Genomic DNA, 16,200 nt, shown 5'->3' with positions numbered 1-16,200 from the left:
TTCCATAAATTTACATGTTATTAGTTAGTTAAACATTTAATTGATTAGTAATGAGAAAATTAGAGGGGTAAAGCGTTATACTTTGGACGGTCTAAACTTTATTCCTCTTTATTCTATTCTTTTAAGAAAATAGTGTTGTTATTTATTTCATATGTATTTATATAGTTTGTGTTTTTAATTAAATCTAAAATGTCTTCAATGTTTTGATTTCTGCTAACAACTCCTTTAAACATTACGTTTTCTAAGTTTTTGTCAACAAAAATTATATTAACATTATACCATCTAGATAGTACTTTCATTATGTCTTTTAGGGGTTTATTTTTAAAGCTAAATAGGCCACGTTTCCAGGCAATTTCCGAAGTGGTGTCGGCTGTGGTTATAACAAAATTTTTACTGCTAGTATCTAAAATAGATTGTTCGTTAGGTTTTAATGTTTCTTTATAATTGCTGTTTTTAACAGAAACCTTACCTTCAACCAGGGTTGTGTAAATATGTGTTTCGTCTTTATAAGCTTTAATATTAAACTCAGTACCTAAAACTTCAACTTCTTGAATATTGGTAAGTACTTTAAAATTTTGACCGTTATGTTTATTGCTTTCAGAAACATCAAAATAAGCCTCACCGTAAACAAGCTCTACAGTTCTAGACCCTTGTTTTGGGAAAGAAACGGGGTATTTTAATTGTGTTTCTGAATTTAACCAAACCTGAGTGCCGTCAGATAGTTCAACAAAATATTGTCCACCCCTAGGAATTGTTAAGTAGTTATAGGTGACTTCAGTTGATGCTTTTTTGCTGCTATAAGTAAGCTTTTTGCCGTTGTTTTTTATATGGTTAGATGTGTAGTTTTTGTTTTCTTCTAAATTAATATTAGTACCGTTTTCTAAAGTTAAGGTAGCTTTGTTAGAGCCAATATTAATAGTGTTTTTAGTTTGTGAAATTTTTGTTTTCGGTAACGTAGTATTGTTTTTTTTGTTTAATACTACTGGAAGTGATAGTAATGCTATTAAACAAGCAGCGGCCGCATATTTAAACCACCCTTTTTTGTATATAGGTATAGGTTTGTTTGTGTTTATTTGGTTTTCAATGGCTTTAAAGGCTTTGTTTAAATCAGTTTTAAGAGTTGCTAAATTTAAATCGTGTTGGTCTTTTATGTAGCTTTCTAAAACAAATTTATTGTTGGTATCATTAATCCATTCATCAAGTTCAATTAACTCTTGTTTAGTGATGGTATTGTTTAAAAGTTTAATTATATGAGATTTCATTTTAGTTGTAAATCGTGTCTTTTTATAATTTTATAATAAAGCTTTATACATAAAAGGCAGTAAAAATTTAAAAAACCCCCAAAAAAAATAATTTTTTTTTAACCTTTGAGAAAATTTTTCTTCTATGATAGATGATAATAGTGCTCTAGAGTTATTAAAAAAAGGAGATAAAAAAGCGTTTAGGTATTTTTTTGATATGTATTATAATAGACTGGTAGCCTTTATAATGACGTATACCGATGATAAAATGAAATCTGAAGATATTGTGCAGCAGGTTTTTGTGCTTATTTGGAATGATAGAGATAAACTAGTTAATATTAGAAACCCCAAAAGTTATTTTTATAAAATAGCTTATAATCGTTATTTGGATGGTGTTAAAAAAGAAAAACGGAGAACTAAACTTCTAGAGTTAGCTTACGAAAAAGCTTTAAGAGATAGAATTGAAGAAGATAATGAGGCTTTAAAAAGTAGAATAAAAAAGTTAAATGCCATTATAGAGGCTTTGCCAAAAAGATGCAGGCAAATTTTAAAAATGAGTAAAGTAGAAGGTTTTAAATATGCTGATATTGCTGATATTTTAGGAATATCAGAAAAAACCGTTGAAAACCAAATAGGTATTGCCTTTAAAAAAATACGAAAGGCTTTTGAAGATGATAATATTGTTTTGTTTTTTTCACAGTTATTAAAAAGAATATAGCTGATTTGGTGTTAGTTTTTAAGATTATAACCTAAAACAACCCATGTATTTCGGCATCAATTGTGTTAATTACAGCGCCTAAATCTTCGGGTTTATCAACAAAATCTAAATTGTCAACATCAATGATAACTAGTTTTCCATTTTTGTAGCCATGAATCCAAGCTTCGTAGCGTTCGTTTAATCTACTTAAATAATCAATACTAATAGAGTTTTCGTAATCACGCCCACGCTTGTGTATTTGCTTTACCAAATTGGGTATAGAGCTTCGTAAATAAATTAATAAATCTGGTCCTTGCACTAAAGATTCCATCAATTCAAACAACGATTTGTAATTTTCAAAATCTCTGTTAGTCATTAATCCCATAGCATGAAGGTTGGGAGCAAAAATGTGTGCGTCTTCATAAATGGTTCTATCTTGTATTATTTTTTTACCGCTTTCTCTAATTTGTAATACTTGCCTAAATCTGCTATTTAAAAAATATACTTGCAAGTTAAAACTCCAACGTTCCATTTGGTTATAAAAATCATCTAAATATGGGTTGTCAACAACATCTTCAAGCTGTGGTTCCCATTTGTAATGTTTTGCAAGTAATTTGGTAAGAGTTGTTTTACCTGCCCCTATATTTCCGGCAATAGCTATATGCATGGTATTAATTAATTTTTAATTGAAACTGTTGTAGCGTTTGGTGGTGGTAAATATACAAGGTTTCGTTGGTTACAAAAAACTGTTTTATTAATAAATTAGGGAGTATAATAGGTGCTATTGTATTAGTGTTTTCTTTAAAAAAAAATAGATTATTGTCTTTTTGTAAAATAATGTTTTCGTTGCTTTCGGCCAGTGCTTGGTAGCCATTATTTTCAGTTTTAGATATTAGATTTCCAAAATAATTATACCGGTAAATATAATTTTGTGTAAGTAACCAAGCGTTGTTGTAGTTGCTGGTTAAACCTAAAACGGCACTTTTTATAGGTAATGATCTGGCTTTTGTTGTGTTGTTTTTATAGTTGTACAGTTCTAGTTGTAAATTATCTAAATTAAAAAGCCACAGGGCATTATCAAAACTACTAGAAATATGAGAAACATTTTTGTAAGGGGCAATATTATTGAAGTCTATTTTAAAAACTTCGGCCAACCTATTATCAAGAACAATAGCCGTATTAAAATCAGGGTAAAAAAGGTTTATTTTTAAAGGGTTAAATGTATTGGCTGTTTGTAGGTTACCTAATTGTAAATTATTATAGCTAGTAATAGCCTTATCCGTTTTTTTGTAAAACGTGTTGTTTTTTATGTAGTAAATAGTTCCGAAATTATCAACCGAAACTATAATATCAGCATCAATGTTTGTGCTTTTAATAAAAGTAGTTTCAATGCTATTTTGTGAAAAAGAAGCATTTTGAAAACATATAAAAATAAAAACTAGGTATTTCATACAAAATTTGAAATTACAAAAAATAGCTGTGTTAAAATAAACTTTTAGTATTTATGGTAATACAAAATTTCAAAATTAAACTTTAAGAATCATTTAACAGTTTTCATTTAAACCTTTATGTAATCTTGTTGTCTTACAACCATAATTTAAAATAAATATTTCACTCAAATTATAAAAAATGAAAACTATAACAGCTACAATTTTATTTGCTTTAACCTTTGTTTTTACGGGTTTAATGCAGGGGCAAGATTTTCAAGGTAAAGCCTATTACATGTCTAAAACAACCATAGATATGGATAATTTTGGAAGACCAGGCATGGATGAAAACATGAAAAAAAGAATAGCCGATAGACTCAAAAATGCCTTAGAGAAAACATACATTCTTACTTTTAATAGAGAAGAATCTGTTTACAAAGAAGAAGAAAAACTTGATGCTCCAGGTAGTGGAGGTAGTGGTTTTGGGCGTATGATGATGGGTAATTTTGTTGCAGGTAACCAATATAAAAACATAAAAACAAATGCTTTTTTGCAAGAGCGAGAGGTATTTGGTAAAAAGTTTTTAATTAAAGACTCTGTGCCATCATTTGAGTGGACTATGACAGGTGAAAGCAAAAAAATAGGTCAGTATACAGCCTTTAAAGCAACAGGTAAAAAAATAAAATATGGTTTAGATGTAAATTTTAGAAGACCAAAACCAGGAGAAGAAGACAAAAAAGAAACACCAGCCCCAGAAAAAGAAGAAATAGAAGTAGTTGTTTGGTATACACCTCAAATTCCTGTAAGCCAAGGCCCATCAGATTATTGGGGATTACCAGGTTTAATTTTAGAAGTAAATGAAGGGCGCACAACCATACTTTGTTCAAAAATAATAATGAATCCTGATGATAAAGAAGTTATAAAAGTACCTTCAAAAGGAAAAGAAGTCTCTAGGGCAGAGTTTGATGAAATTTCAAAAAAGAAAATGGACGAAATGCGCCAAAATTTTAGACGCGGTGGCGGCAGACCAGGAGGTAGAAGAGGGTAAAACACTATCAACAAAACAAAAAATACCAACCAATGAAATACAAAATATTAGTGCTGCTTTTATTAGCGGTTTGGGTAACACATGGCCAAGTGAAAATTGAAGGCGTAGTAAAAGATAGCATAGGTACGCCTTTAGAGTTGGCAAATATTATAGCTATAAATCAGGCTACACAAAAGTTAGATGCCTATGGTATTACTAATGAAAACGGGCAGTACAAATTATCAGTAGAAAAAAATGCAACATATAACGTTCAAGTAAGTTATGTTGGCATGCAAACAGCTCAGGCTGTGGTTGAGGTAACTAATGAAGCTGTAGTTCAAAATTTCACACTACAAAATGATAATACACTTGATGCTGTAGAGTTGGTTTATGAAATGCCCGTAACCGTTAAAGGCGATACAATTACATACAATGCCGATTCTTTCCGGTCTGGAACCGAGCGTAAATTAGGTGATGTACTTAAAAAATTACCTGGTGTAGAGCTTAATGATGATGGCGAAATTGAGGTTGAAGGTAAAACCGTTGGAAAGGTGATGGTTGAAGGAAAAGATTTTTTTGATGGAGACTCAAAACTTGCTGTAGAAAACATTCCAGCAAATGCCATTGATAAGGTAGAAGTATTAAAAAATTACGCCGAAATTGGGCAACTTCGTGGTGTTACAAATAACCAAGATAACATAGCTATAAACATTAAGCTAAAAGAAGGTAAAAAGAAATTTTGGTTTGGTACAGTAACAGGTGGTTTAGGAGATTCGCCTGATGAAACACTGTATTTGGCACAGCCTAAACTGTTTTTTTACAGTCCGGAATATAGCATAAACCTAATTGGCGATTTAAATAATATTGGCGAAGTGGCATTTACAAGACGCGACTATTTTAAATTCTCTGGCGGTTTTAGGTCTCCTAGCCGTAGCAGTGGTACCAATATAAACTTAGGTAGTAATGATATTGGTTTTTTAACCATGCAAAATAACCGTGCTAAAAGTATTGAAACCAAATTTGGAGCCGCAAACTTTAGTTACGCACCATCAAAAACTCTAGATTTAAGCGGATTTGCCATTTTTTCAAACAGTAAAAATGAATTAGAAGAAAACAGATCAGTGGTTTATACAGATCCTGATTTAAACATTCCAGATGAAATTACAGAGAGTAATACCACCCAACGTAGTGATTTAGGTATGCTGAAGTTAAGCGCTACATATAAACCAAATGCTAACAATCAATTAGATTATGATATTTTAGGAAGAGTTTCAAAAGAAACCCAAGATCAAAATTACTTTTCCACAGTTATTGGTAACATAGAGCAACCCGAAGAAACATCGCCCTACAGTATTAATCAAAATTTAAATTATTACTACACCTTAAACGATAAAAATATTTTTGCTTTTGAAGTTCAGCATTTATTACAAGACGAAGATCCGTTTTATAACGCCATTTTATCTGATAAAGAAAATTATGAAGAAACGGCAAATAATTTAGGTTTAGATAACAACCAAATAAACTATAATATTGCACAAGAAAAACGTGTAAAATCTAATCAGTTAGATGCTAAATTAGATTATTGGAATGTACTAAATAATAAAAGTGATATAAATTTCACACTTGGTACAATTTACAGTAAACAAGATTTTAGTTCAGAAATTTTTCAATATTTAGATGATAAATCAATTTTTAATCCAACAACAACAATTAATGACGGGTTGAATTTTAATGACATTGCATATACGTTTTCTGACGTGTATTTAGGAGCGCATTATCGTTTAAAATCTGGTATTTTTACATTTACACCAGGTGTTTCGGCACATGCTTACAGTGCAAAAAACAATCAGTTTAATGTAAGTTACACAGATAACTTTTTTAGGCTTTTGCCAGATTTTAACACCCGCATTCAGTTAAAAAATAGTGAGCAAATTGTTTTTAATTATAGCATGCAAACTAATTTTACTGATGTAAACCAACTTGCAAGAGGCTTGGTATTAAACAATTATAATTCACTTTTTTCTGGTAATCAAGAGTTAGAAAGTGCCTTGTCTCACAATTTAAATCTTTCATATTTTAGTTTCAATATGTTTAATTATACAAACGTAATGGCTAGGTTAAACTACTCTAAAACTGTTGATAGAATTAGAACCACTTCTGCCTTTGAACCCGGTAGTGTAATACGAGTAAGTACACCTTTTAATTCTAATTTTGCCGATGAAAGTGCTAGCGCTAATGGAAGAGTAGAGAAAACCTTTGGTAAATTTAAAGCACGTGTTAATGGTAATGTTAGTTATAATAAATTTAATCAGGTAATTAATAATTTGCCCTCGGTTAACGAAAATTATTCATATACCTACAGAACCAGTTTAAGTACAAATTTTAGAGAAGCACCAAATTTTGAAATTGGGTACCGGCATACAACACAAGATAATAATCAAGGAGATAGAAAAACAACGTTTTATACCAAATCGCCATCAGTTGAATTTGATGCTTTAATTTTTAAGAAATTCACTTTTAAAACAGATTATACCTATAATAATTTTAGTGATGAAGACCGCACTATCAATGATTTTGAGTTTTGGAATGCATCATTATCTTATAGAAATAATCAGGATAGTAAATGGGAGTTTGAAATAAAAGCAACTAATTTATTAGATACTAGAGTGCAAAACCAAAGTAGTACTGGTAACGTATCAGTTAGTGTGGTTGATTATTATATACAACCCAGGTTTGTAACTTTTAGGTTGCGTTATGAGTTATAAATTGAGTAGTGATAAAGCATAGTTTTAAACTATGCTTTTTTGTTTATTTTGTTTACAATATGATTAATGTTTTTTGATGCTTTTTCAATAGAATTTACATAATACTGTGCTTTTTCATCAAAACTTAAAAAAGGCGCTTTGTTAAGTTGGCTTACAGCTGTATTAATATTGTTTAGTGCTTTTGAGAATTTATTAGTAATAATATTAGCAACTCTTTGGTAAGTAAGGTTTCTTGTTTGTAATTCTTTCAAGTCTGTAATATCTCTCAAACATGAGTTGCTGTAAATAATTTTATTGTTATTGTCTTTAATAGAGTTTACTTTCAATAAAACATAAATTTTAGAGCCAGATTTTGTTTTTAGTATTAATTCAGTATTATCAATTCTCCCTGTATCTAAAAATGTATTATAAGCAGTTTCTACTTGCGTAATGCATTTTGGGTGATATATAAAGAAGATAGATTTACCTATAATTTCGGCTTTAGAATAACCCATTTTATTTGCAAAGGTTTCATTGCATTCAGCTATTTTAGAGTTTTCGGGGTTAACCGATAGAAGCATGTCTGGAGATTTTTCGTACAAGCACTTATACCTATTGTGAGAAGTGTTTAATTGCTGCTTAAGCAAGTTTATTTGTTGTAGTTCCATGAGAGTAGATTAATTAGATTGGTAGCAATTTTTGTGTAAAATAGTTAAAAAAATTAACATTTAAAAATTAAATATTGATTTTCAGTAACTTAAAGGTGAAGTTTTTCATGAAAAAAATAATTTAGGGAATGAATTTTAATACTCAACTAAATTTTATGAAAATATTGCTTTGTATATTGTTGTAAGTGCGGTATATTTGCGCTCGGTTTTGGGAAGATACTCAAGCGGCCAACGAGGACAGACTGTAAATCTGTTGGTTTTTACCTTCGCAGGTTCGAATCCTGCTCTTCCCACAAAAAACAAAAAAGCAAGCTTTTTAAGCTTGCTTTTTTTATTTAAAACTAAAAGCTAATTGAAATTAATATACTTAGCTTTTAAGTTTTTAAAAATTAATAAGTTAAGAGTTGTTTAGTTTTCTTTTGTTCTTAAAAAAAAGAGCTTACGTTTTTATAAGCTCTTTTAATTATGCATTTTATATGTTTAATTTTTAAGGTGCTACCGTAAATTGAAAAACAGTTGAGCTTGATTGATTACCAACTTCATCTCTTGTAATTACTTTCCAATAATAAATAGTATTAGCATTAGTAGTAACTTCTCTATTAGTAGTCTCTTTTGAAACTGTAATCATGTCTGTAGGCGGATTAGCAGTTCCAAAATATACATCGTATTCCTTAATGTCATTGTTTTCGTCGGTCCCGCTCCATTCTAAAGTTACCGATGTGGTGTTATTAGCAAGTACTTCATTTCTACTTGGGTTTATAGGGGTGGCAGCATTTGGCACAAAAGATACAGCTGCAACGCCAGCAGCTATAAAAGTTTGTTTGCCAGAAACAGATGTTTCAGTTGTTCCCTCTTTAGATGCAATAACTTCCCAGGTATAATTTCCTTGTGGTACAATTTCAGTAACGTTTAATGAAACGTTATTTGTGTTGGCTGTTATATCAAAACTTCTAGATGTAGAATTATCATCATTTGTAAGGTTTAAAGTGTACTTAACAGTATTACTGCTGCTAGCATCACCTGTCCACCTAAATTCTATGGTATAAGTTCTGTTAGCATCACCGTTGTTTCCTGTTAGGTTTTTAGCCTCTGCGCATACTTCACCATTTTGAGGAAAAACAAGGCTAGCTGCTGCAGGAGGGTCAATAATTACAGGTGGTGGGGTGTCGTCATCGCCGCCTCCACTACCAGAACTACATGCAGTAACTAAAGAAATGAGTATTATTAATATATATATCTTTTTCATTATTTTACGATTTTAAATGTTGATCTTGAATTTGAAGTGCTTACAGATACAAAGTATACGCCAGATGCCAGACTTTGCATGTCTAGATTAGATTCTCCAGTTTTAGAAATACTTTTTTTAGAGCTTAGTAATGTTCCTGATATGTTGAATAGATTAATAGATACTTCGTCTGTTGTTCCTGTAATAATTTGTAATGTATCTTGTACAGGGTTTGGGTAAACACTAATGCTGTTACCAATAACTATTTCTTTATTGAATTTTCCTTGGCAATCTTTTTCGCCTTTAACAGTTATAGTGTTTTTGCCTTCTTGAAGCGGAAGCATTAAGCTGCTTTCAGATGTTGTAAATTCTGTGTTGTTAAGATTTATAGTGTATATTTGGCTTCCCGATAAGCTTAAGGTAACATTTTTATCTTTTTGTGAAACCTTTGAGGTTACCGATAAATCTAAAGGTTCAGATATTGTGATGTTGAATATAAAAACATCACTTGTAGCACTATCAGTAATTTCAAGTGTGTAATTCCCTGCATCTAAATTATCTATAGTTAGACTTTCTGAAAAGTCTTGGGTAGCTGAAGATGCTCCACTCATTACAACTGTATAATTACCAATAGCATTAGCGTTTATTACTATTGAACCGTCATTGTTGTTTGCACAAACTTCACCTGTATTTATAACTGTAAATTCAGCTAAAGTAAATTCTTTATATGTAACTGTAACCTCAGCGGTATTGCTTAAGCCTGTACTGTTTTCGGTAATTTTATAAGTAATTGTTGATGGGTTTCCAGAAAATTCAGCTGATGGTGTAAACGTTAAAACTCCTGAGGTTATGTTGTAAGACCAATCTCCCAATACCCCAGCATTCAATGTTGTATCAATTTCTGGGGTAGAAACATCTAAATCAACAGTCACTTGTGAAGCAGATAGGTTAGTTCCACTACTATCTGTATCATTATTTATTATATTTATTGCTACAGCTCCTGCATTGTTATTAGAGCTAATATCATTATTTGCTATGGGTTCTTGAACGTACTCAAAATTTATAGTACCTTGGTCTGACAGTCCATTTGATATTTCTGTTAAAACATATTCAATGTCTGTAGGATTATCTGTAAAACTAGAATTTGGTGTAAAGGTTAGTTCTCCGTTAGCCTCATTATAACTCCATGTACCTTCATTTGCAACAACTAATTGTGTTTGTTGTCCGTTGGTATTGGTGTCAATATCTATAATAACTTCAGAAGGTACTGGTGTGTTACCGTCTTCTTTTGTGTCGTTTGCAAGTATATTTAAAGTTATATCATTACCTCTAGGATTGCTTAAGCTTTCATCGTTAGCTGCGTTAACCGCAGGTTCTATAACTACTAAACTTAATTGTGGGCTAGGGCCTCCAAAAAATTGAGGCGAGTCACCTGGTGAATTAACAAAAATTAAAATTTCATAAGTATCTGCTGGAAGAGGACCGCTTAAATTTATTGTGAAAGTCCCCGTTCCTGCTGTTGCTGCACCGGGCCTAATAGAAGCAAATCCCCCAGTAACACCTGTTGACTTAGCGCGCAAGTTAAAATCTACAGATTGTGTTGTTTTTTTTGTGGCATATTCTACATCAAGTGTAAAACTAGTTTGTGTATTTGTAATTGTTAAAGCTACTGTATCAGATTCAGGGTTGGTGTATCTTACAAAGGCTTCATTGGTTTCAAACTCTATGTTATCTATGTTAAATAGGCTAGATCCTGTTCCTATATATTCTAGTCTTAAAATTTTTCTTCCTCTAGATAAAGTAATAAGGCCTTCAAAATCTTGAAAAGTTTCAAGGCTGCCTGTGTCAGTTATATCTATTGTTGCTAATTCTGTTGTGTTATTAAGTATTCTAATAGAGCCACCGTTGGTAGAACTTGCACGTATTTTTATTTTATATTCACCATTAATAGTAGCATTAACATCATATTCAGTAGCATCACCATTATCAATGTTTTGTATTTGGGTGTTTTCTGTATTAGTTTCTACACCTTCATTTTTTGAAAAGTTTTCAGCTTCAACTGTGCCAGGAATATTAAATGATAAACAAATATTTTCAGCATCATCAATACATTTATCATCAGCATTATCAACAAAGCCTTGTACTGGCCCGCAGCTTTGAATTGTTACAGCAGGATTTCCTAATCCGTCATTATCTTCATCGGCATATAAAGTTGTTTTTGTACAAAGGGTGTCATCGTTCTCTACTGATAGCACTGCTGCAGCTATTCTACCGCCTGTTTTTGCGTAGGTTACTGTAACTGTATTATCTCCATTTATAAGTAAATTGTAAGGAACATTAAACTCTAACATGCCATAAAAGTCTGCTCTCCCTGTTTGATCATATCCTTTCCAATTTGTTGGAATATTTAACGTTGTGCCATTAAATGTGACTTCACTAGGTAACCTGTCTAAGCCTGTTGGAGTTGTAGATCCTACTCCTGTTGTAAGAGGTATACCTACACTTAAGCGTAGTGTAGCATCACCGCTAGCAGCTGTTACAACGTTTTTTATTGTAAACGTGTTTGCTTCATTGGCGTTTATTAATACTGTAGGAGCTTTATCGGTGGTGGCTTGGGCTGATGTGCCGTAATATTTTTTTCTTACAATACTACTGGTAAACTGAATAGGAGTCTCATATGTTATTTTTAAGAGTTTAGTTTCTCCTTTTTTTAAAGAAACACTAGTTGGTATGGTATTACTATCTGTACCTGTTTCATAAATAGGTGTTTCTTGTCCATTAATTATAAGGGCTGATGTAGTTACATTGGTTACATTTGATGGTGTGCTTAGAAAGTTTAGGTTTAATGTTTTGTCATTAACATCAAGGTTATTTATAGCAATATAAACAATATTACCATCTACAAATGCTTGTGCCTGCACATCTAAATCATCACTTGTTATTTTCGCGCGGTTTCCTTTAACATCTTTCCAAAATCTATAAAAGTTAGCTTTGTAAGATAACACGTATTGGTTATTTCTGTAAGGAGCGGTTGTGTATAGCTCAGTAGGGCGTGTAATGGCAGGAGTATATGGTCTTGGGTTGCCATTTCCGCTGTCACTAGTAAAACCACTTTCATAGAAAAAATCAGCTCTACCCGTTACAAAAGGGAGGCATATTTCAATGTTGTCTTGACGCTCTAAGAAATTAAATAGCATGTTATTTAAACCTGATATTGAAATAGCACTGCGTGCTTCATTAAAATAACTAGGCGCAGGACCTGCAGGAAATGCTTCGTCACTTTCTATAACACCATATTCTGTAATTGCTATTTTTTTTGGAGCGCCAAATTTTTGTGCAGTATAAGTTTCTATTAAATCTAGAATTGCTTCAGAGTTACTTCCAGATCTGCCATTGGCTTGCCCAACTTGATTTACGCCGTCATATGGATGTATAGAAATAGCATCAATATCGGCTCCTGCAATATCAATAAATTTTTTCATGTGATTTTGCCAGGTTTCACGAAAATCTCTTCTGGCGTAAGAAGGAAAAGCACTAGAGAATCCTATAACTTTCATTCTTGCTAATTCAGGTGTGTTATGAACGGCTTTGGCCATTTCTCTAAACCATTCACACATCTTAGTAACAACTTGCTGGTTTGTTAAGCCGCTTTCATCTGTAAATTTATCGGCCTTAATAAAAGGTTCATTAAAAGGCTCCCAATATTCAGGTCTTCCTCCGCTTCCAGAACCTACTTCATCAACCCAATATCTTATGGCTGTGTTTACAGCATCGGCAGGATCAAAAGTTGCAGACCAAATGTTTGTAGGGTTGTAAGTATATACAAGTCTGTTAACAGGTCTTACAATACCGTCTGATGTTGGTGGAGTGTCAACAAAGTTACCTTTTCCATTGAAGGCAAATGGTCCCCAAAACTGCCTTCCAAAACCAACATTATTATCTTTGTAAAATGTTGGGAAATCAGGGTCTTCTTTAGCGTCATGATTGTTGAAATATTTTGTTCTGTCTAGATTGGATACGTTATCTAAGAAACGCTGTTTTTCTAAATCAATTGAAATATTTACATTCTGAGAAAAAGAAACTGCAGGCATTATAAATATACCAAACAGTATCATTCTAAGTAAAATTATCTTCATATTCATATAAAAGTTTTTAGTTCATTTTTGTTAAAAAATGATAGTTTTAGTTTGCTTAAGTAAAGTTAACTGCTAAACTTTTTTTTGTTAAAACAAATGGTTTAATACACATACCATATGTTTGATATGTAAATATTTTGTTGTTATTAGTGTAAAATGTTTTTAAAGCTTGTGATAGTTTTTAAAGTTTTCTTGATAAGAACTAAAGGATAGTTGAGTAGCTAAAAAAATGTATTTTGCTTTAATTGGATAATTTAGAGTTTTGAGAAGTTTTTTTTGAATTGACTTTTATTAAAAAAAATGTTTATTCAGTTAGCTTTATTTTTTGTACGTTTTTTGCAATGTTTATACGGTTAATTATAGAGTCAATTATTGTGTCATATAGTGTGTCGCCTAAAACACTATCTTCTACACCGGCATCAATATTGGGGTTATCATTAACTTCAACAATATAAACGTCATTGTTCACAATTTTTAAATCTACACCATATAAGCCATCTCCAATTAAAGCAGCTGCTTTTTGGGCTACTTTTAGCACTTTTTCGGGTACTTCATTTATTGCTAGTGTTACGTAATCGCCTGACGGATCATCACTTTCACTATTCCAATCATAAATTTGCCAATGGTTTTCTTTCATAAAATATTTACAAGCAAAAAGCGGTTTGTTATCTAAAATTCCTATCCTCCAATCAAATTCTGAATACAAGAATTCTTGACAAATAACCATGTCTGATTTTTTAAATAGCTTAAGTAATTCAATTTTAGCTTCTTCTTTATTATTTACTTTAATAACACCTAATGAAAACGCACTATCTGGTTGTTTTAAAACCACCGGATAGGTTAAAGCGTCTAACTGTTTTAAGTTAGAAATATTGTTGGCCAGTACTATAGTTTGTGGCGTTTTTATTTTGTGCTTTTTAAACAATTCATTTTGGTAAATTTTGTTAGAGCACCTAAGTATAGACCAAGGGTCATCAATAACCACCATGCCTTCGGCATAAGCTAACCTTGAAAACTCATAGGTATAGTGGTTTACATTGGTGGTTTCTCTAATAAAAAGTGCATCAAATTCGTTAATTTTATCAACGTCTGCCTTTGTTATTAGCTCTAAATACACGCCTTTTTTATTAGCTGCTATTTTAAGTTTTTCTAAGCCTAAAGCATTTGATGGTGGTGTTTCTTCTTTTGGGTTTACAAGTACGGCTAAATCGTATTTGTAATTGGCTAATTTTGGGTAATTGTGTCTTTTTTTATTGAAAAAATTTACTGCAAAACTGTACATTAAATCTTTTTCAGTATCATTTTCAATATCCTGAAAAGTAAAAACTTTAATGTCTTTTATAAGCCATTTTTCATTTTTAATAAAGTTCACCTTAAAAAAAGGGGCTTCAAATATTTGATATAGTTTTGATGCTAATGTTCTGTAACTTTTGTTGGGTGTTTGCCCAAAATAAATGTTTAAAGAAAAGGCAGTGTTTGAAATTTTTAGTAATCTTTTGTTTATAAGCGCATCTAAATCAAAAGCAATAGATTGAATAACATTTTTTATTCTGAAATCTCTAATAACCGTAATGCTAGGTATAACTCTTTGTCCGCGTGCCGATGCTAACAAAGAAACATAATAGCCATAACTTTGGTATTTGTATGAGCTACAAAGGTTAAAAATTCTGTAGTCGGGGTTATTGTGGTATTGTGTGTTGTTAATATAATCTTTAACAGCAATTACTTTGGCGTTTATAGTATTTTCTTGCCATTTAAAAGGCTGGTTTATTACAATAATATTTTTGTAATCTTTAGTAGCGTTTTCTTGGTTGTATTTCATTTTTATGGCGTGTAAACCTTTAGTGTAATAGTTGTTTAACAAAGCTGTTTCAGTAAAATTATGCTTTTTGTACCAATTAATTAATTGTTGGTTTGTAGCGCTAACTTCTAATATTATAGTGTTAAAATTATGCGCCGAAGCATAAGTTTTTATATAATTTAAAATAATTGAGCCAATACCTTTATTGTGATATGTTTTTATAAGTGCAACAGAGTATATGCGTAGTGAAAGTTTATATTTAAATAACACAAATGCACCAATAGGGGCTTGTTTAGCAATAATATCTTCAACAATAAAAATTTCTTGAAAATTGCTGCTTAAGCTTTTTTTTATGTTTTGTTTTGAATTTTGTTGGTATGTTGGAAATACATCCTTTTCTAGCTGTAGTAAAAAGGGTAAATCTTGGTTTTGAGCTTTTCTAAAATTAAAGCTCATTATAGGGTAAATTTAAGCATTGTAATAAGCCAAAATAATATTTTAAATTTGAGAAAATTTGTAATTATAATTTAAACGAAATTAGCCGATTTTTTAATATAACCAAGTGAAAATTTAGTTAATTTAAATATGCTTATTTCGAGTTATTAAAATAAACTAGTTTTTAGTTTTTTTTCTAAATGAACGAGTGTATTTGCTGTTTGTGGGATAGCTTCTTTTCGAAGTCATATTGTTAAAAATAAGTGCAACTATAAGCAAAATAATAACACCTGAAAGTACGGGTGCAAACAAGTAATAATAGCCTAAATCTCTTATTTTTTCAGTGCCTATTACAGCAATTAAAGCAGTTGCTCCACCAGGAGGATGAAGTGTTTTTGTAAACTGCATAAGTACAATAGAAATAGCTACGGCTAATGGCGCTGTAAGCCAAATAATATCGGGGAGTAACTTTAAAATTGTTACTCCCACAAAGGCAGATATTAAATGGCCTCCAATTAAATTTCTAGGTTGCGAAAAAGGGCTTTGAATAGCACCGTAAATTAATACGCAAGTAGCCCCAAAAGAGCCTATTAAAAAGGTGTTTTCTACTTTGGGTAAATATAGTGATTGAATCATGGCAATTAAGCCAATACCAATAAAAGCACCAACAAAAGACCAAAAGTGCTCTTTAAAATCAACTAGTGTTTCCTTGTAAATAACATATTTTGAAATACGAATAGTTCTGTTAATTCGTTTTTTCATTTGTCATTTTTTGGTGGTGCAATCATTAATTAACAAG

Annotated in this window: 11 protein-coding genes and 1 tRNA gene; 4 read left to right on the top strand and 8 right to left on the bottom strand. The window is 31.4% G+C overall.

What is annotated here, in order from left to right:
• Window positions 1–113: 113 nt before the first annotated feature.
• Window positions 114–1,262: a FecR family protein gene (locus ACXAG4_RS03090; RefSeq protein WP_475294608.1), complete on the bottom strand. Its 1,149-nt coding sequence runs from the start codon at window positions 1,260–1,262 to the stop codon at window positions 114–116.
• 124 nt (window positions 1,263–1,386) lie between these two features.
• Between ACXAG4_RS03090 and ACXAG4_RS03085 the strand changes: the two genes are divergently transcribed.
• Window positions 1,387–1,959 carry an RNA polymerase sigma factor gene (locus ACXAG4_RS03085; RefSeq protein ID WP_475294606.1) on the top strand — a complete coding sequence of 191 codons (573 nt, stop codon included), beginning with the start codon at window positions 1,387–1,389 and terminating at the stop codon, window positions 1,957–1,959.
• A 31-nt stretch (window positions 1,960–1,990) separates the two neighbouring features.
• Here ACXAG4_RS03085 and ACXAG4_RS03080 read toward each other — a convergent pair whose 3' ends face one another.
• Together ACXAG4_RS03080 and ACXAG4_RS03075 are read right to left on the bottom strand one after the other, a co-directional pair.
• The gene (locus ACXAG4_RS03080) at window positions 1,991–2,605 is read right to left on the bottom strand and encodes a deoxynucleoside kinase (protein WP_475294605.1); all 615 of its coding nucleotides are present in this window, start codon (window positions 2,603–2,605) and stop codon (window positions 1,991–1,993) included.
• Between the two features lie 4 nt (window positions 2,606–2,609).
• Window positions 2,610–3,389, bottom strand: coding sequence for a hypothetical protein (locus ACXAG4_RS03075; RefSeq protein ID WP_475294604.1), 780 nt, complete (start codon window positions 3,387–3,389; stop codon window positions 2,610–2,612).
• Window positions 3,390–3,567: 178 nt separating this feature from the next.
• On the opposite strand from ACXAG4_RS03075, the gene ACXAG4_RS03070 reads away from it, so the two are divergent.
• Complete coding sequence (locus tag ACXAG4_RS03070; protein ID WP_475294603.1) at window positions 3,568–4,413, top strand: GLPGLI family protein; 846 nt, start codon at window positions 3,568–3,570, stop codon at window positions 4,411–4,413.
• A gap of 32 nt (window positions 4,414–4,445) precedes the next feature.
• Window positions 4,446–7,157 (top strand): carboxypeptidase regulatory-like domain-containing protein, encoded by a 2,712-nt coding sequence (locus tag ACXAG4_RS03065; RefSeq protein WP_475294602.1) that lies wholly within the window; start codon window positions 4,446–4,448, stop codon window positions 7,155–7,157.
• Window positions 7,158–7,186: 29 nt separating this feature from the next.
• Here ACXAG4_RS03065 and ACXAG4_RS03060 read toward each other — a convergent pair whose 3' ends face one another.
• The gene (locus tag ACXAG4_RS03060) at window positions 7,187–7,804 is read right to left on the bottom strand and encodes a PAS domain-containing protein (protein ID WP_475294601.1); all 618 of its coding nucleotides are present in this window, start codon (window positions 7,802–7,804) and stop codon (window positions 7,187–7,189) included.
• 210 nt (window positions 7,805–8,014) lie between these two features.
• Here ACXAG4_RS03060 and ACXAG4_RS03055 point away from each other — a divergent pair.
• A tRNA-Tyr gene (locus ACXAG4_RS03055) sits at window positions 8,015–8,097 on the top strand.
• Window positions 8,098–8,291: 194 nt separating this feature from the next.
• Here ACXAG4_RS03055 and ACXAG4_RS03050 read toward each other — a convergent pair.
• The 4 genes from ACXAG4_RS03050 to ACXAG4_RS03035 form a co-directional block, all read right to left on the bottom strand.
• The gene (locus ACXAG4_RS03050) at window positions 8,292–9,050 is read right to left on the bottom strand and encodes a hypothetical protein (RefSeq protein WP_475294600.1); all 759 of its coding nucleotides are present in this window, start codon (window positions 9,048–9,050) and stop codon (window positions 8,292–8,294) included.
• Window positions 9,050–13,165, bottom strand: coding sequence for a carbohydrate-binding protein (locus ACXAG4_RS03045; RefSeq protein WP_475294599.1), 4,116 nt, complete (start codon window positions 13,163–13,165; stop codon window positions 9,050–9,052). Before ACXAG4_RS03045 ends, ACXAG4_RS03050 begins: the two co-directional genes overlap by 1 nt.
• Before the next feature lie 304 nt (window positions 13,166–13,469).
• Window positions 13,470–15,422, bottom strand: a complete 1,953-nt coding sequence (locus tag ACXAG4_RS03040; protein ID WP_475294598.1) for a GNAT family N-acetyltransferase — start codon at window positions 15,420–15,422, stop codon at window positions 13,470–13,472.
• A 156-nt stretch (window positions 15,423–15,578) separates the two neighbouring features.
• A complete protein-coding gene (locus ACXAG4_RS03035) occupies window positions 15,579–16,163 on the bottom strand; it encodes an HPP family protein (protein ID WP_147137845.1) in 585 nt (194 codons plus the stop codon).
• Window positions 16,164–16,200: the final 37 nt, after the last annotated feature.

This window comes from Seonamhaeicola sp. ABD4_175 (assembly GCF_056160885.1).
The sequence above is the reverse complement of the archived record's forward strand: the minus strand, read 5'-3'. Positions and strand labels throughout refer to the sequence as shown.